16 protein-coding genes are annotated in these 16,933 nt (G+C 65.2%); 10 read left to right on the top strand and 6 right to left on the bottom strand.

All coding sequences use genetic code 11. The features are described from left to right. Positions 1 to 7: 7 nt before the first annotated feature. From MVC20_RS13325 to MVC20_RS13315, 3 genes are all read right to left on the bottom strand, one after another. A complete protein-coding gene (locus MVC20_RS13325) occupies positions 8 to 910 on the bottom strand; it encodes an EamA family transporter (RefSeq protein WP_037268777.1) in 903 nt (300 codons plus the stop codon). Between the two features lie 76 nt (positions 911 to 986). Continuing rightward, a complete protein-coding gene (gene ftsY / locus MVC20_RS13320; protein ID WP_297542151.1) occupies positions 987 to 2,138 on the bottom strand; it encodes a signal recognition particle-docking protein FtsY in 1,152 nt (383 codons plus the stop codon). Positions 2,139 to 2,207: 69 nt separating this feature from the next. Further along, positions 2,208 to 3,905, bottom strand: coding sequence for an NAD(P)H-dependent oxidoreductase subunit E (locus MVC20_RS13315; protein ID WP_297542149.1), 1,698 nt, complete (start codon positions 3,903 to 3,905; stop codon positions 2,208 to 2,210). Positions 3,906 to 4,090: 185 nt separating this feature from the next. Here MVC20_RS13315 and MVC20_RS13310 point away from each other — a divergent pair, with 185 nt between their 5' ends. From MVC20_RS13310 to dtd, 10 genes are all read left to right on the top strand, one after another. Beyond that, complete coding sequence (locus MVC20_RS13310) at positions 4,091 to 5,134, top strand: alkane 1-monooxygenase (RefSeq protein ID WP_297542147.1); 1,044 nt, start codon at positions 4,091 to 4,093, stop codon at positions 5,132 to 5,134. Between the two features lie 4 nt (positions 5,135 to 5,138). Beyond that, entirely contained in the window at positions 5,139 to 5,531 is a 393-nt protein-coding gene (locus MVC20_RS13305) for a hypothetical protein (protein WP_297542145.1), read from the top strand. A 220-nt stretch (positions 5,532 to 5,751) separates the two neighbouring features. Further along, a complete protein-coding gene (locus MVC20_RS13300) occupies positions 5,752 to 6,654 on the top strand; it encodes a 5-bromo-4-chloroindolyl phosphate hydrolysis family protein (RefSeq protein WP_297542143.1) in 903 nt (300 codons plus the stop codon). 14 nt (positions 6,655 to 6,668) lie between these two features. After that, positions 6,669 to 7,868, top strand: coding sequence for a toxic anion resistance protein (locus MVC20_RS13295; RefSeq protein WP_297542141.1), 1,200 nt, complete (start codon positions 6,669 to 6,671; stop codon positions 7,866 to 7,868). Positions 7,869 to 7,875: 7 nt separating this feature from the next. After that, positions 7,876 to 8,826 carry a DUF2927 domain-containing protein gene (locus MVC20_RS13290; RefSeq protein WP_297542139.1) on the top strand — a complete coding sequence of 317 codons (951 nt, stop codon included), beginning with the start codon at positions 7,876 to 7,878 and terminating at the stop codon, positions 8,824 to 8,826. A gap of 31 nt (positions 8,827 to 8,857) precedes the next feature. Further along, entirely contained in the window at positions 8,858 to 9,970 is a 1,113-nt protein-coding gene (locus MVC20_RS13285) for an SPFH domain-containing protein (RefSeq protein WP_297542137.1), read from the top strand. Between the two features lie 3 nt (positions 9,971 to 9,973). Beyond that, positions 9,974 to 10,396 (top strand): hypothetical protein, encoded by a 423-nt coding sequence (locus tag MVC20_RS13280; RefSeq protein ID WP_297542135.1) that lies wholly within the window; start codon positions 9,974 to 9,976, stop codon positions 10,394 to 10,396. A 5-nt stretch (positions 10,397 to 10,401) separates the two neighbouring features. Next, positions 10,402 to 11,529 carry a primosomal protein N' (replication factor Y) - superfamily II helicase gene (locus MVC20_RS13275; RefSeq protein WP_297542133.1) on the top strand — a complete coding sequence of 376 codons (1,128 nt, stop codon included), beginning with the start codon at positions 10,402 to 10,404 and terminating at the stop codon, positions 11,527 to 11,529. Positions 11,530 to 11,645: 116 nt separating this feature from the next. Then, entirely contained in the window at positions 11,646 to 12,320 is a 675-nt protein-coding gene (locus MVC20_RS13270) for a nitroreductase (protein ID WP_297542131.1), read from the top strand. A gap of 24 nt (positions 12,321 to 12,344) precedes the next feature. Continuing rightward, positions 12,345 to 12,782 (top strand): D-aminoacyl-tRNA deacylase, encoded by a 438-nt coding sequence (dtd, locus tag MVC20_RS13265; RefSeq protein ID WP_297542129.1) that lies wholly within the window; start codon positions 12,345 to 12,347, stop codon positions 12,780 to 12,782. Between the two features lie 136 nt (positions 12,783 to 12,918). On the opposite strand, the gene mraY is transcribed toward dtd, so the two are convergent. From mraY to MVC20_RS13250, 3 genes are read right to left on the bottom strand one after another with little or no spacing between them, the layout of a single operon-like run. After that, positions 12,919 to 14,001 (bottom strand): phospho-N-acetylmuramoyl-pentapeptide-transferase, encoded by a 1,083-nt coding sequence (mraY, locus tag MVC20_RS13260; RefSeq protein WP_297542127.1) that lies wholly within the window; start codon positions 13,999 to 14,001, stop codon positions 12,919 to 12,921. Beyond that, entirely contained in the window at positions 14,001 to 15,437 is a 1,437-nt protein-coding gene (locus MVC20_RS13255) for a UDP-N-acetylmuramoylalanyl-D-glutamyl-2,6-diaminopimelate--D-alanyl-D-alanine ligase (RefSeq protein WP_297542125.1), read from the bottom strand. The genes mraY and MVC20_RS13255 overlap by 1 nt, the downstream gene beginning before the upstream one ends. Further along, positions 15,434 to 16,915 carry a UDP-N-acetylmuramoyl-L-alanyl-D-glutamate--2,6-diaminopimelate ligase gene (locus MVC20_RS13250; RefSeq protein ID WP_297542123.1) on the bottom strand — a complete coding sequence of 494 codons (1,482 nt, stop codon included), beginning with the start codon at positions 16,913 to 16,915 and terminating at the stop codon, positions 15,434 to 15,436. The genes MVC20_RS13255 and MVC20_RS13250 overlap by 4 nt, the downstream gene beginning before the upstream one ends. Positions 16,916 to 16,933 lie beyond the last annotated feature (18 nt).

Raw genomic sequence — 16,933 nt, 5'->3', positions numbered from 1 at the left:
GGCGCATTCAGCCGCCAAGCTCAACTATGACCGCGCCCGCAGCGATCAAGGTCATGAGCGCAATACGTCGCGGCCCCACCGTCTCCTTGAGCACGAGCCAGCCGATGAGGGCGGCAAAAACGGTCGAAGTCTCGCGCAGCACCGCCGCCTCGCCCACCTTGTCGAGGCGGGTGGCCAGCATGACCGACCCGAAGGAAAAGAACGCCACCACCCCGCCCGAGACCCCGCGCAGCAACAGGGGGCCTACCGCGTGCCGCGTGGGCATATTGCGCCAGCGTAGATAGGCAAAGGGCGGAATCGTCAGCCCGTCCAGGAAAAAGAACCACGCAAGGAAGGTAAAGGGATCAGCCGCCGCGCGGATGCCATAAGCGTCATAGGTCGTATAGAGCGCCACAAATAGCCCCGTCGCTACCGCCAGACCCAGCGCCAGCGGCATGGTATCGCGGTTGAGCGTGAGCGTGCGCAGATTATAGACCGCTAGGCCGTAGATACCGCACAGAAGCACCGCCACGCCCAGCCACTGCACTGGGGTAAATACCTCGCCGAAAATCGCATAGGCCCCGATCACGGTGAAAAGCGGCCCGGTGCCCCGCACCACGGGGTAGACGACCGTATAGGCGCCGCGCGTATAGGCCATCGCCTGCAACACCTTGTAGCCGATGTGGATCACCACCGCGCCGGCAAAGATGGGCCACATATGCGCCTCGGGCCAGGGCACGACAAAAAGGGCAAAGGGCGCGGCCATGGCGGCATAGCTTGCATCTATCGCGCCCCGGCTGAGCCAGGGATCATGCCGCCCCTTTTGCAGCGCGCCAAAAATGGCATGCAAGAGCGCCGCGAGGAGCGCAAGCACCATGGCAAGGTCATGCCCCGCCTCCGTGCCCTCGAGTGAAATCAGCCAAGCGCTCATTCAGAGGCTGGCACATTGGGGGGCCAGCCCCCCAAGCCCCCCGAGGTATTTATGGCCAGATGACAGGCGCAAAGGTTCATTCGCCGTCAAGCCCGGTCAGGGCGGCGGCGAAATCCTCTGGGTCGAAGGGGGCGAGATCGTCGATCTGTTCGCCCACGCCGATCGCATGGATCGGCAGGCCGAATTTATCCGCGAGGGCCACCAGCACGCCGCCGCGCGCGGTGCCGTCAAGCTTGGTCATGATCAGGCCGGAGACATCGGCAAGTTTCTGGAAGGTCGCAACCTGACTGAGTGCGTTCTGCCCCGTGGTGGCATCGAGCACGAGCAGGGTGTTATGCGGCGCGCTCGGGTCCTTCTTGCGGATGACGCGCACGATCTTGGCCAGTTCCTCCATCAGATCGGCGCGGTTCTGCAACCGTCCGGCGGTGTCGATCATCAAGAGGTCCGCGCCCTCGGCCTCGGCGCGGGTCATGGCCTCAAAGGCGAGGCTCGCGGGGTCCGAGCCTTCGGGCGCGGTCATCACCGGCACACCGGCGCGCTGCCCCCAGACCTGAAGCTGTTCGACGGCTGCGGCGCGGAATGTGTCCCCGGCAGCGATCACCACGGATTTGCCCGCCGTCTTGAACTGCGCCGCGAGCTTGCCGATGGTGGTGGTCTTACCCGAGCCGTTCACGCCCACCACGAGCACCACTTGCGGGCGCTTGGCATAGATCGGCATGGGCCGCGCCACGGGTTCCATGATGCGGGCGATTTCCTGCGCCAGAAGTTCCTTGATCTCCTGAGTGGAAAGGCGCTTGCCCATGCGGCCCTCGGCCATGTTGGCGGTGACGCGGAGCGCGGTATCCACGCCCATGTCCGCACCGATCAGCACTTCTTCGAGGCTTTCGAGCATCGCATCGTCGAGCACCCGGCGCGGGGCCGCTTCGGGCGCGGCGCGCCCCAGCAGGCGACCAAAGAGCCCGCCACGCGGCGCGGTCGCTGGCAGATCGTCGGGGATTTCGACCGGTTGCGGCGGTGCCAGGCCTTCGGTGACGGGCGGCGGCACCTCTTGCGGAGATGGGGCGACGGGGGCCTCTTGGGGCGCGGGGGCCGGCACCTCTGGCGGGGGCGGCGTAACACTCGGCGTGCTCTCTTCTGCGCGCCCGTCCTCGACAATAGCCTCCAACCCCTCTTCGAGCTTGGAAGAGGATTTGAACAACCGTTCCTTGAGTTTCGAGAAAAACGCCATGCGCCCTCCGATCCACGTGTCAGTCTTGACCTAATGCGGATCGAAGGGAGATGGAAGCCCGTGCTTGGCTCAGATTTCGTCGGCGAAATGCTTCATCGTCAGGCGGATGGGGTTCGGCGCTGCCTGACCCAAGCCGCAAATGCTGGCATCCGACATGGCGGTGCAAAGCTCGGTCAGGAGCGGCTGATCCCAGGTGTCGGCCTGCATCAGCTTGACCGCCTTTTCACAGCCCACCCGGCAGGGCGTGCATTGCCCACAGCTTTCATCCTCGAAAAAGCGCAGCATGTTGAGCGCGGCATCCCGCGCCCGGTCGTGATCCGACAGCACCACCACCGCCGCCGAGCCGATAAAGGTGCCATGCGGTTGCAGCGTGTCGAAATCGAGCGGAATATCGTTCATCGACGCAGGCAAGAGACCCGAGGACGGACCGCCCGGCTGATAGGCCTTGAACACATGCCCGTCGGACATGCCGCCCGCCGCCGCGATGATGTCGGTGATGGTGGAGCCTGCGGGCAGAAGGTAGACGCCCGGAGCCTTGACCCGCCCCGAGACCGAATAGGACCGAAGCCCCTTGCGGCCATTATGCTCGACCGTGTTCAGGATTTCCGGCCCCTCGCGCAGGATGCGCGTGACCCAGAGCAGGGTTTCGACGTTGTTGACCAGCGTGGGGCGGTCGAAAATGCCCACCTGCGCCACGAAGGGCGGCCGGTGACGCGGCAGGCCGCGCTTGCCTTCGATCGATTCGATCATGGCGCTTTCTTCGCCGCAGATATAGGCCCCGGCACCGCGGCGCAGCTCGACATAGCCAGGTTCGATGAGCCCGGCCGATTCCAGCGCGGCAATCTCTGTGGCGAGGATATGCAGAACGGCGGGATATTCATCGCGCATGTAGATGAAGCAGCGCGCGGCCTCGACCGCCCAGGCCGCGATCAGCATCCCCTCAAGGAAGAGGTGCGGCGTGCGTTCGAGGTAATAGCGGTCCTTGAAGGTGCCCGGCTCGCCCTCGTCGCCATTGACGGCCAGATAGCGCGGGCCCGGTTCGGCGCGCACGAAACCCCATTTGCGCCCCGACGGGAAGCCGGCGCCGCCAAGGCCGCGCAGACCGGCATCGAGCAGGGTTTGCTGCACACGCTCGAATTCGGCATCGGCATTGGAGGTGGCGCGCAGGTCGCTCAGCGTGGCATAGCCGCCCGCCGCGCGATAGGCCTCAAATCCTTCGTAATCCGGCACATGCGCGTGGGTGTCCCCCGCCGCGACCGCCGCCAGAACGCTCTCGGGCGTGGCGTGGTCGATATGGTGATGACCCAGCTCCACCACGGGTGCCGTGTCGCACCGCCCCATGCAGGGCGCGCGCAGGATGCGCACCTGTGCAGGAGCGGTGCCCTTCTCAAGCGCGGATTTCAGCGCCTGCGCGCCCGCGAGCTCGCAGCTCAGCGAATCGCAGACGCGGATGGTCAGAGCGGGCGGCGGCGTCTCGCCTTCGCGCACCACATCGAAATGCGCGTAAAAGCTGGCCACTTCATACACTTCGGCCTGCGACAGGCGCATCTCCTCGGCCAGCGCGCGCAGATGCGCCGACGACAGATGGCCGAACTTGTCCTGAATAAGGTGCAGATACTCGATCAAGAGGTCGCGCCGGCGCGGCCCCTCGCCCAAGAGCGCCTGTACCTCGGCCCAGGCACCATCTTCAAGCGGACGCCCCTTGGTGGTGCGGCGGCCCTTGCCCGTGCCGGATTTCCAGACGCCTTTGCGATCATCCAATGCCATTGCGATCATCCTCTTTCCCTGTTGCGCTCAAAATTAGCCGTCCAGCCTAGGGGCAGAGCCCTCAAAAACGACATTTGCACCACCATTCGCGTTGATTGGCGCATGAAATGCGAGCGGCTGCGGCAACGAAACCCTGTGCGCCGCCCCTGCCCCGCACTAGACTGCGGAAAAACCGGGAACGCCTGATGCCGCTCTTTTCCATTGCCGCAAGCCTGCCTCTGCTGCTGACCGCGATTGCCGCACTCTGGGGCGGTGTCTGGGGCATTCTGGCCTTGGGCACGATTACGGTTCTGGTGTTCACGCTGGATCGCGTGCTGGTCGCAGAGGGCAATCGTGATCCAGAGGCCGAATTTCCCGCCGCAGACTGGCTCTTGGTGGGGCTGGGGCTGGGGCATTTCGCGGTGCTGGCGCTGGCAGTCTGGGCGGTGGCGGGGGGCAACAGGCTGAGCGGAGTGGAGCGCGCGCTCGTGGCGCTGAGTGCCGGCCTGAGCATGGGACAGATTTCGCATCCGGTGGCGCATGAGCTGATCCATCGCGGCGCCCGCGCCAAGCGGCGTCTTGGGCGGCTCATCTATACCTCGCTGCTCTTTGGCCATCACGCGAGCGCGCATCTGCGGGTGCATCATGTGCATGTGGCCACCCCCGACGATCCCAGCAGCGCCCGCCCCGGCGAAGGGTTCTACCGCTATGCGCTGCGCGCCTGGCCGGGCGCGTTTCTGGCGGGGCTGCGCGCCGACTCGCGGCGCTCCACGGATCAACCGCTCTGGCGGCATCCCTATACCCTTTACCTCGGCGGAGCGGGAGCGCTAGTGCTTACGGTCGCGATCGGCCTTGGGGCGGCGGGGGTGGCGGCGCTGCTCTTCATCGCGGGCTATGCCCAGGTGCAAATCCTGCTTTCGGACTATGTGCAGCACTATGGATTGCGCCGCGCCCGGCGACCGGACGGGCGGTTCGAGCCGGTCGGGCCGCACCATTCCTGGAACGCGCCGCATGTGATGTCGGCGGCGATAACGCTGAACGCACCGCGCCATTCCGATCACCATGTGACGCCGCACCGCCCCTATCCGGCGCTGCAACTCGACCGCACCAGCATGCCGACCCTGCCCCACTCGCTGCCGGTGATGGCGGTGCTGGCGCTGGTGCCGCCACTGTGGCGGCGCGTCATGGACCGCCGCGCCGCGCGCTGGCGCGAATCCTCTGGCGGCATGGCACCCGATCTGGCAGGCTGACCTCATGCGCGCCCTGATCCTGTCCAGCCTTGTTGCCTTTGTCGCGGCCCCGGCCCTGGCGCAGATGTCGGCAGAGGAATTCGATGCCTATACCCGCGGCCAGACCTTTTACTATGGCGCGGGCGGCGCGCCCTATGGGGGTGAGGAATATCTGCCCGACCGTCGCGTGCGCTGGTCCTTTCTCGATGGCGAGTGTCAGGACGGGCATTGGTATGAAGAGCGCGGGCTGATCTGCTTTGTCTATGACAACCGCCCCGATCCGCAATGCTGGAGCTTTGAGCGCACCGACCAGGGGCTGATCGCACGCTTTGCCGGGGAACAGAGCCTCTCGGAACTCTACGAGGTGCGCCGTTCAGAGGCGCCGCTGATGTGCCTGGGGCCAAAAATCGGCGTGTGATCCCCGGCGTCTTCTTGGAAAAAATACTCATTCCCGCTCCATCCCCTGCGCCAGGGTTTGAAATCTTCCCCCTAGCAAGCCGGACCCCCATCGCCTAAGTTCAGGCAAGGAGTATGGAAACCGGCCGCGGGGGCGCCATGAGTGACACGGGACTTCAGAAACTGGCGTTCTTGCTGCTGGTGGCGCTGATCCTCTTTGTTGCCGCCACGGGGGGCGTGTGATGGCGCAGCGTTTTGGCGGCAGATACAGCCCCGACGGTGCGGACAAGGGCGCGCCCGTGCCGGACCGGGGCGGATTTCGCGGCGCGCGGCGCACGCGGGCGGGCGGGCGTGTCAACCTGCTCTTTTTCGCGCCTTTGCCATTGGCGGTGCGGGCCTTTGCCTCGGGTCCGGTGGAATTGGTGTTCAACCTTGCCGCATTGGGCACGCTGCTTCTGGCGGCATGGCTCACCCGCGAGGGGATTCTGGCGCAAGAGGCCTATGAGGCGCGCAAGATCGCGCGCCGCCCGGCCATCCCGCGCAAGATATTTGCGTCCCTGCTGACCGGCGCTGGCCTTGGGCTGGCGGGATTTGCAAGCGGTGGCGGGCTTCTGGAGCCTCTCATTTATGCCACGCTCGGCGCAGTTCTTCACAGCTTTGCCTTTGGTCTCGATCCGCTCACGGACAAGGGGATGGAGGGCGTCGACAGTTTTCAGAGCGACCGGGTGGCGCGCGTGGTCGATCAGGCCGAGGATTACCTGCGCGCCATGACCGACGCGCTCAAGCGAGCAGGCGACCGGCAGGCGGAAACCCGGCTGGAGCGGTTCCAGATGACCGTGCGCGACATGCTGCGCACGGTCGAGGATGATCCCCGCGATCTGACGGCGGCGCGCAAATATCTGGGCGTCTACCTGATGGGTGCGCGCGACGCGACGGTCAAGTTCGCCGATCTGCACACCCGCGCCCCCAATCCTGCCGCGCGCGACAAATACCTCGCGCTCCTCAGCGATCTGGAACAGAATTTCACCGCCAAGACCCGCGCCCTGATGCAGGACAGCACCACCGATCTCGACATAGAAATCGACGTATTGCGTGACCGGCTGGAGCGTGAGGGCGTTCACCTTGAAACCAAAGATTTAGCGTAAAAAGGACCACACTCATGTCAGAGACCACCCGCCAGAAGGCCGAAGCCGTGCTCAAGGATGTCGAGGCCGTGAGCCGCGCTGTCCTGCCCGAACCCGCCGCGGCCAACGCCATCGTGCCGCTCGAGCAGGCCGACGCGCCGCAAAGCGCCGAGATCACCCGCCGCATGGCCGAGATCGACATGGGCGATACGCAATCCATCGTGTCGTTCGGCTCTGCCGCGCAGGCCGAATTGCAGGAAATCTCCCAAGCCATGCTGCAAGGCGTGCGCAACAAGGATGTGGGGCCGGCGGGCGATAGCCTGCGCGGGATCGTCACCACCATTCGCGGCTTCTCGGTTTCGGAGCTTGACGTGCGGCGCGAGCGGTCGTGGTGGGAAAAGCTCTTGGGTCGCGCCGCCCCCTTCGCCAAGTTCACGGCGCGCTTCGAGCAGGTGCAGGGCCAGATCGACAAGATCACCGATGACCTTCTGGCGCATGAGCATACGCTCTTGAAGGACATCAAGTCGCTCGACATGCTCTACGAGAAAACGCTGGCCTTCTACGACGAGCTTGCCCTCTACATCGCGGCGGGCGAGGCCAAGCTGAAAGAGCTCGACACCAAAGACATTCCCGCCGCCGAAGCCGCCGTTCAGGCCGCGCCGGAGAATGACCAGGTGATGAAGGCGCAGGAACTGCGCGATCTGCGCGCCGCGCGCGACGATCTGGAGCGGCGGGTGCATGATCTCAAGCTGACCCGCCAGGTGACGATGCAATCCCTGCCCTCGATCCGGCTGGTGCAGGAAAACGACAAGAGCCTTGTGACCAAGATCAACTCGACCCTCGTCAACACCGTGCCACTGTGGGAAACCCAACTGGCGCAGGCGGTCACAATCCAACGCTCGGCAGAGGCGGCGGCGGCGGTGCGCGATGCCAATGACCTGACGAACGAGCTTTTGACCGCCAATGCCAAGAACCTGCGCGAGAGCAACAAGATGATCCGCCAGGAAATGGAACGCGGCGTGTTCGACATCGAGGCGGTGAAACAGGCCAATGCCGATCTCATCGGCACCATTCAGGAAAGCCTGCAAATCGCCGACGAGGGCAAAGCCAAACGGGCCAAGGCAGAAGAAGACCTGCGGAAAATGGAGGCCGATTTGCGCGACACGCTGGCCTCGGCCAAGGCGCGGCGCGATGGGGTGGGCGACACCGCAGGCACCGCCGTGCCCAAAGGCTAAGCGCGGCATGCGCGCCGACTGGCTGAAATGGGGCATCTTGGGGCTGGCGCTGACGGCGCTGGCCGCGTGTGACATGCCTGCACCGCCCACAACCTCGGCGCGCCCGACAGAGCGCCCCGTCGCGCCGGCGCCGGCGCCCTCCGGCCCCTCGGCCAATAGTCTGGCCCTGGCCAGCTATTACCAGCGGGTCGAATCCGATCTGCTCAGTCGCGGCCTCTTGCGCCGCGACGGCGGCGGGCCGGACACGCCCTATACCGACACGGACATCCTGCGCAATTTCGAGCGTATCGCCTTTTATGACGAATACCAGCAAGGGGCCGGCTATCGCCCGTCGTCAGGGCGGGCGGGCGGTCTGCGCAAATGGGTCGGGCCCGTGCGGATGAACGTGGAATTCGGTGCATCTGTGCCAGAGGCACAGCGCGCCGAGGATCGCCGTCTGGTCGCCGATTATGCCGCGCGGCTGGCGCGTGTCACCCGCCATCCGATCAGCACGTCGGGAGGGGGGGCGAATTTCCACATCCTCTTCATGGGCGAGGATGACCACGACATCATGCTGGCACGTATCCGTCAGCTTGCCCCTGAAGCGGGACCGAACACGATTGCCATTTTCCGCGACATGCCGCGCACCATCCATTGCCTCGTGGTGGCCTTCTCAGGTCAGGGCGAGGACCACGTCTATCGTCGCGCGATTGCGCTCATCCGGGCCGAACACCCGCCCCTCATGCGGCAATCCTGCGTGCATGAGGAACTGGCGCAGGGGCTGGGGCTGGCTGACGATTTCCCCGGCGCGCGCCCGTCGATCTTCAACGATGACGACGAATTTGCGCTTCTCACCAGCCATGATGAAGAGCTTTTGTGGCTGCTCTATCACCCCGACCTCAAGCCCGGCATGACCCCGGACGAGGCCCGCCCCATCCTGCGCCGTCTGCTGGATGTGCGGCAGGGCGGGCCGGTCTGATCCCCGATTTTTCGATTACAGGAGTATCCCGATGCCCATTTTCGATTTCCTCTCCGGCCAGTTCATCGACGTCATCCACTGGACCGATGATACCCGCGACACCATGGTCTGGCGGTTCGAGCGCGAGGGCCACGAGATCAAATACGGTGCCAAGCTGACGGTGCGCGAAGGGCAGGCGGCGGTTTTTGTCCATGAGGGACAGTTGGCCGATGTGTTCACCCCCGGTCTCTACATGCTCGAGACCAACAACATGCCGATCCTGACCTCGCTCAATCATTGGGATCACGGCTTTAAATCGCCTTTCAAATCCGAGATCTATTTTGTCGCGACGACGCGGTTCAACGATCTGAAATGGGGCACCAAGAACCCGATCATCCTGCGCGATCCCGAGTTCGGGCCGACCCGCATCCGCGCCTTTGGCACCTATACGGTGCGGGTGGTCGATGCCGCGAAATTCCTCTCGGAAATCGTTGGCACCGATGGCGAGTTCACCATGGACGAGATCAGCTTTCAGATCCGCAACATCATCGTGCAGGCGTTTTCGCGCATCATCGCAGGGAGCGGTATCCCCGTGCTCGACATGGCCGCCAACACCGCCGATCTGGGCAAGCTGGTGGCGGGCGAGATTTCAACGGTGGTCGCCGATTACGGCCTCAGCATTCCCGAGTTCTACATCGAGAATATCTCGCTCCCGCCCGAGGTCGAGGCGGCGCTCGACAAGCGCACCTCGATGGGGATCGCGGGCGATCTGGGCCGGTTTACCCAGTATTCCGCCGCAGAGGCGATGACCGCCGCCGCCAAGAACCCGAGCGGCGGCGCGGGCATCGGTGCCGGGTTGGGCATGGGGATGGGCATGGCCATGGCGCAGCAGATGGCGGATCAGGGGCCTTGGGGCGCGCGCCCTGCCCCCGCCCCCCCCAGCCCCCCCCCCCCGCCCGTCGAGCATGTCTGGCACATCGCCGAAAACGGGCAGACCCATGGCCCCTATTCCAAGGCCTCTCTTGGTCGCATGGTGACGGAGGGCAAGCTGACCCGCGACAGCTTTGTCTGGACCGCCGGACAGGACGGCTGGAAGCGCGCCGAGGATGTGGCGGAACTGGCCACGCTCTTTACCGTGATGCCACCGCCGCCGCCGGGTGCGTAACCCATGCGCCGAAGCCTGACGATCACGCTGCACTGGCTGAACCTGATGCTGCTGCTCTTTGTCCTGGGCGATGGCGGGGCGACGGTCTGGCTCTCGCTGGCCTATGCGGCAACGGCGCTTGGCATGTGCGCGCTGGCGCTGGTCTTTGGTCTGATGAACGGTCCGGGGCCGAAACTGACAGGGGCCCTGCGCGCGCTGCATCCGTGGTTGCACCGTGCGCTCTATCTGCTTTTGGCATGGGGGGCCGTCGCGCTGGCGGCCGAGGCGCTCGGTCATGCCCTGCCCGGGCCAGAGGCGCGCAAACTGCTCTTGGCGCTCTTGGCGGCCTCTGCGCTGCACGCCACTTTCAACCTCTGGCGGCACACGGCGCTCGGGGACGGGGCATTGCGCCGCATCACCCCACGCGCCGTGCATCATATCCTGTGAGCCAAATGCAGACTACCCCGCCCCCCGTCCCTGTCACGACCGAAACCCAGCATCGGTTTCCCTGCGCCAGCTGTGGCGCGGATTACCGCTATGATCCGGGTGCCAATCATCTGATCTGCGACCATTGCGGCGATGTTCATCCCATCGCGACCGGCAGCCCCTGGCAGGGCGGGATCAAGGAGTTGGACTTTGAGCGCGCCCTGCGCGATCAACTGCCCGTGCAAGAGATGGAAGAGATCCGCAGCACCACCTGCACAAGCTGCGGCGCGCAGGTGGAACTGGGCAGCGATACCCATGCCGCCGAATGCCCGTTCTGCGCCTCGCCGGTCGTGACCGATACCGGCGCACAACGCCATATCAAGCCGCGCGCGCTGCTGCCCTTCGCCCTCGATGAGGCGACCGCGCGCAAGGCGATGACCGACTGGCTGGGGCGGCTGTGGTTCGCGCCGAACGGGCTCAAGGACTATGCCCGCAAGGGGCGGCGGATGCAGGGCATCTACGTGCCCTATTGGACCTTTGACGCCGACACGAAATCCACCTACCGGGGCGCGCGCGGCACGGTCTATTACGAGAGTCAGACCGTCGTCCGCGATGGCAAGCGCCAGACCGTGCAGGTGCCCAAGATCCGCTGGACCCCGGCCGCAGGTCGGGTGGCGCGGTTTTTCGACGATGTGCTGGTGCTGGCGTCGAATTCCCTGCCCAAGCGATTTACCGACGCGCTCGAACCCTGGGATCTGGCCGCACTGGTGCCCTATAGCCCTGAATATCTCGCCGGGTTCCGCGCAGAGGGCTACAATCTCGAACTCGAACACGGATTTGTCGAGGCGCGCGCCCGAATGGATGCGATCATCGCCCGCGACGTGCGTTTCGACATCGGGGGCGACCGTCAACAGATCCACGAGATCAACACCGAGGTCCGCGATGTCACCTTCAAGCACATCCTGCTGCCTGTCTGGCTCGCGGCCTATAAATACCGGGGCGAGACCTATCGTTTCGTGGTCAATGGCCGCACGGGCCGGGTGCAGGGCGAACGCCCTTGGTCGGCATGGAAAATCGCCCTTGCCGTTCTCATCGGCGCGTTGATCGCCGGGGCGATCGGCTATGTCGTGGCTCTGGAGCAGGGTGTGGTGTAGGGCACAGGCGGCGGAAAACCGCCGGGCGGGGCATGGATATGCCACGAAACTCTCCCTATGATCATCGGGCAAGGCCATGGGCCTGATGGATCAAGGCCGGGCAAGGACATCACGGAATGACGGACAATTTTTCAACTTTGCAGGGGCTCTTGCAGGCCCGCCATTCCTGCCGCGCCTTTCGGCCCGATCCTGTGCCGGAAGAGACCATTGCAAAGATCGTCGAGGCCGCAGGGCGCGCGCCGTCCTGGTGCAATGCCCAGCCCTGGCGCGTGACCGTGACGCGGGGGGATGAAACCGCGCGGTTTCGCGACGCACTGCTCGCGGCGGTGCAGAATGAGCGCCCCGGCCCTGATCTGCCCTGGCCCGAGAGCTATCCCGGTGCCCATGGTGCCCGCCGCCGCGAATGCGGCCTGCAACTCTATGAGGCTGCGGGTATCGCGCGCAACGACCGCGCCGGACGGGCGGAACAATCCATGCGGAACTATCACCTGTTCGACGCGCCGCATGTGGCGATCGTGCATTCCGAGGCGGCCCTTGGCCCTTATGGTGCGATGGATTGCGGCGGGTTCATCACCGCCTTCATGCTGGCCGCGACGGCCCTGGGCGTGGGCACCATCGCGCAAGCCTCTGTTGCGGCCTATGCGCCGATGATCCGCGCGCATTTCGACCTGCCCGAGAGCCGGTTGATCCTCTGCGCCATTTCCTTTGGCCTGCCCGATACGGACCACCCCGCCAACAGCTTTCGCACCAGCCGGGCGGGGTTGGACGAGGTTCTTGATCTGCGCGGCTAAGCGCAACGATGTTTGGAGGGTTTCATGCGCGCGCTATTGCAACGTGTCTCCGAGGCTTCTGTCGCCGTCGATGGCGAGGTCATCGGCCAATGCGGGCGGGGCCTCTTGATCCTTGTCTGCGCCATGCAGGGCGATACCGAAGCGGATGCAGAGCGGCTGGCGGCCAAGATTGCCAAGCTGCGCATCTTCCCAGACGAGGCGGGCAAGATGAACCGCTGTCTGACCGACATAGGTGGGAGCGCATTGGTCATCAGCCAGTTCACGCTGGCCGCAGATACCTCGCGCGGCAATCGCCCCGGCTTTTCCACGGCGGCAGATCCCGAGACCGGAAAGCGGCTCTATGACTATTTCGCAGGGCAGATCGCAGGGCTGGGGATTGCCACCGAAAAGGGCCGGTTCGGGGCGGATATGAAAGTCTCGCTCGTCAATGACGGGCCGGTTACGATCTGGATGGAGGGCTGAGGCCCTCCGCCTTGGGGCGTGGTGCGCTCAATCGAGAGCATACCCGTCCCGGGCTTGACACGGGACCTCGCTGACGCAGGCGCAGGCCCCGGCTCGGGGGCCGGGGCGAGGTCAATCCGATCAGACGCAACGCGCTTTAGCGCAATTTCAGCGTCGCCAATCCGATCATGGCCAGAATGAGCGCGATGATCCAGAAACGGATCACGATCTGCGGCTCGGCCCAGCCCTTTTTTTCGTAATGGTGATGGATCGGGGCCATCAGGAACACCCGCTTGCCGGTGCGCTTGAAATAGAGCACCTGAATGATGACCGAGAGCGCCTCGACCACGAAGAGGCCGCCCACGATGCCCAGCACCAGCTCGTGCTTGGTGGCCACGGCAATCGCCCCCAGCGCCCCGCCCAAGGCGAGCGAGCCGGTATCCCCCATGAAGACCGCCGCCGGCGGGGCGTTATACCACAAGAACCCCAGACCGCCGCCCACCAGACCCGCGACGAAGATCAGGATCTCGCCCGTGCCCGGCACATAATGCAGCCCCAGATAATCGGTGAAATCGACGCGGCCCACCGTATAGGCGATTACGCCCAGCGCCGCCGAGGCGATCATCACCGGCATGATGGCCAGCCCATCGAGGCCATCGGTCAGGTTGACCGCATTGGCCGCGCCGACAATCACAAACATCGCAAAGGGAATAAAGAAGAAGCCAAGGTTGATCAGCACATCCTTGAACACCGGCAGCGCCAGTTGATATTGCAGCTCTGCCGGATGGTGCAGCCCGGCCCAATAGGCCGCGATGAGCGCGATCAGAAACCCAAGGCCCAGCCGCACCCGGCTTGAGACGCCCTTGACGTTCTGTTTGCTGACCTTGGCGTAATCATCGGCAAAGCCGATGAGGGCAAAGGACAGCGTGACGAACAGCACCAGCCAGACATACGGATTGTCCAGCCGCGCCCAGAGCAGGGTCGAGGTCACAAGCGCGCCCACGATCAAGAGACCGCCCATGGTGGGGGTGCCCGCCTTGGAAAAATGCGCCTCGGGGCCATCGCTGCGGATGGGTTGCCCTTTGCCCTGCCGCTTGCGCAGGACCATGATCAGGGGTGCGCCGAACAGAAAGCCAAAGATCAGCGCCGTCATGAAGGCCCCGCCAGCCCGAAAGGTGATGTAGCGGAAGAGATTGAAGAAATCCCCACCATCCGACCAGATGGTCAACCAATAGAGCATCAGACTTGTCCTTCTTCTGTCACCCGGCCCACGCGCCGGAGCGCGTCAACCACAAGGCTCACCCGGCTACCTTTTGAGCCTTTCACCAACACCACATCACCTGCGTCGATCAGCCGGTGCGCCTGCGCGGCCAGCTCTTCGGCGCTGGCCACCCAACGGCCGCGCCGCGCCTCGGGCAAAACGTCCCATAGGGCGCGCATCCGAGGGCCGACGCAATGAATTTCGTCGATCCGCGCCATATAGGGCAGATCGGCAAGCCCGGCGTGCATCATCGCCTCATCCGGCCCGAGTTCCAGCATATCGCCGAGAATGGCAATCCGGCGTCCGCGCGAAACACGGCCCACACCGTCGCGCGGATGCGCCGCGGCCAACACTTCGAGGGCCGCGGCCATCGACGTGGGATTGGCATTGAACGCATCATCAATCAGGTCAATGCTCATCCCGTCGCTGGCCAGATCCAGCACCAGTTCTTCGCGTGTGCCGCGCCCGGCAGGCGGGGCCCAACTGGCCAGATCGGCCACGGCCACGGCCCGGTCGCAGCCCAGAACCTGCGCCACCGCCAGAACCGCCAGCGCGTTCATCGCGAAATGCCGCCCCGGAACGCCGACCTTGTAGACGACCGCAGAGCGCCAGGCGCGCGCGCGTGCCACGGTGACGTGATCGTGCAGTTCCACATCGAGCAGGCGGTGATGCGCGCCGCGCGCAGTGCCAAAGCTGATGACGCGCGCCGCATGTTGCATGGCCTTGGTGCGCAGAATGGATGTCGTGGAAATATCCGCGTTGATCAGGGCCACACCGCCCGGCTCCAGCCCTTCAAAGATGCTGGCCTTCTCACGGGCGATCCCCTCGACATTCTCGAAGGCCTCGAGATGCGCGGCGGCGACCGTTGTCACAATCGCCACATGGGGCCGCGCCATGCGTGCCAAGGGTGCAATCTCGCCGGGGTGGTTCATGCCGATTTCGATCACCGCGAATTGCGTATCCACCGGCATCCGCGCGAGCGTGAGCGGCACGCCCCAATGGTTGTTGTAACTGGCCTCGGCGGCATGGGTGCGGCCCTGATGGCCCAGCACGTCGCGCAGCATTTCCTTGGTCGAGGTCTTGCCGACCGATCCGGTCACGGCCACGACGCGGGCCTGAGACCGCGCGCGCGCCGCACATCCCAGATCTTCCAGTCCCTTTTGCACGTCAGAGACGATCAAGAGCGGGGCGTCGGCGGGCAGGCCCTCGGGAATACGAGACACCAGCGCCGCAGCCGCCCCTTTGGCCAAGGCCTGCGCCACGAACTCATGCCCGTCGCGCGCGGCACTGAGCGCCACAAAAAGATCACCGGGCTTGAGCGTGCGGGTATCAATCGACACGCCCGAGGCCTGCCAATCGCCTGTCACGCGGCCCTGCGTGGCCGCTGCCGCCTCTTGTGCCGACCAAAGGCTCATACCCGCCCCCCATCGAGCAGCGTGACCGCGATGCTCGCCTCTTCCACATCATCGAAAGGCAATACGTCATCGCCGACGACCTGCCCTGTCTCATGCCCCTTGCCACAAATCAGCAGCGCATCGCCCGGCCCCAGCGCATCGACACCGCGCAGGATCGCCTCGGCACGGTCGCCCACCTCGGTGGCCCTGGGACAGCCCTCCATCACCGCCGCGCGGATGCTGGCCGGGTTTTCCGAGCGCGGGTTGTCGTCCGTCACGATCACCCGGTCGGCATGAGCGGCCGCAGCCTGCCCCATCAGGGGCCGCTTGGCGCGGTCGCGGTCGCCACCCGCGCCGACGATGGCGATAAGCCGCCCCATGACATGCGGGCGCAGCGCCTTGAGCGCGGTGGCCACGGCATCCGGAGTATGGGCGTAATCGACAAAGACCGCCGCGCCATTGTCGCGCGTTGCGGCCAGTTGCATGCGCCCGCGCACCGTCCGCATGTCCGGCAACACCTCGAACACCCGTTCGGCATCGGCACCTGCGCCGATCACCAGCCCTGCCGCAAGCAGCACGTTCTCGGCCTGAAATCCGCCGATGAGGTCGAGGCGCAATTGATTGACCTCGTCCTCCCATTCAAAGCGCAGCACCTGGCCCGTTGCGTCAAACCGTTGCGCGATGAGGCGCAGATCAGCCCCCGGCGCACGCCCGACGGTGATCAGATCCTGCCCGCGTTCGGTGGCGATAGACGCCATCTCGGCGCCGCGCGGGTCGTCGATATTGATCACGGCCACCCCGTCCTCGGGCAGGACGCGCGCGAAAAGTCCCGCCTTGGCCGCGAAATACTCGTCAAAGCTGGCGTGATAATCGAGGTGATCTTGCGTGAAATTGGTAAACCCCGCCGCCATCAGATGCACACCATCGAGGCGTCGCTGTGCCAGACCATGAGAGGAGGCCTCCATCGCGCCATGGGTGACGCCCGCCAGTTCGCACTTGGCCAGCATGCGGTGCAGGGTGATCGGTTCTGGCGTGGTGTGGCCCAGCGGCGCGCTATAGGCCCCCTCGACACCGGTCGTGCCCAGATTGACCGCCGAGAACCCCAGCCGCTCCCAGATCTGCCGGGTAAAGGTGGCCACGGATGTCTTGCCATTGGTGCCGGTCACGGCAACCATGGTTTCGGGTTGCGCGCCGAACCAGAGGGCTGCGGCAAAGGCCAGCGTCTGACGCGGGTCTTCGGCCACCACAAGGGCGGCGTCGCTGAGGCTGAGGATATCCTGCGCGAGCCGCGCGCCGGTGGCATCGGTCAGGATCGCCCCCGCCCCCTGGCGCAAGGCATATTGGATGAACTCCGCGCCATGCACTTTGGTGCCCGGCAGCGCGGCAAAGAGAAAACCCGGCTTCACCTCGCGGCTGTCCACCGCCAATCCCGTGATATTGGCCTGACGCCCGCCTTGGGCGGTCAGTCCCAAAGCCGCCAATGTCTTGATTTGCCCCACCGCACTGCCCCGTTCCGG

Origin of the sequence: Roseovarius sp., assembly GCF_027019125.1 — a bacterium.
Classification (GTDB): domain Bacteria; phylum Pseudomonadota; class Alphaproteobacteria; order Rhodobacterales; family Rhodobacteraceae; genus Roseovarius.
The sequence above is the reverse complement of the archived record's forward strand: the minus strand, read 5'-3'. Positions and strand labels throughout refer to the sequence as shown.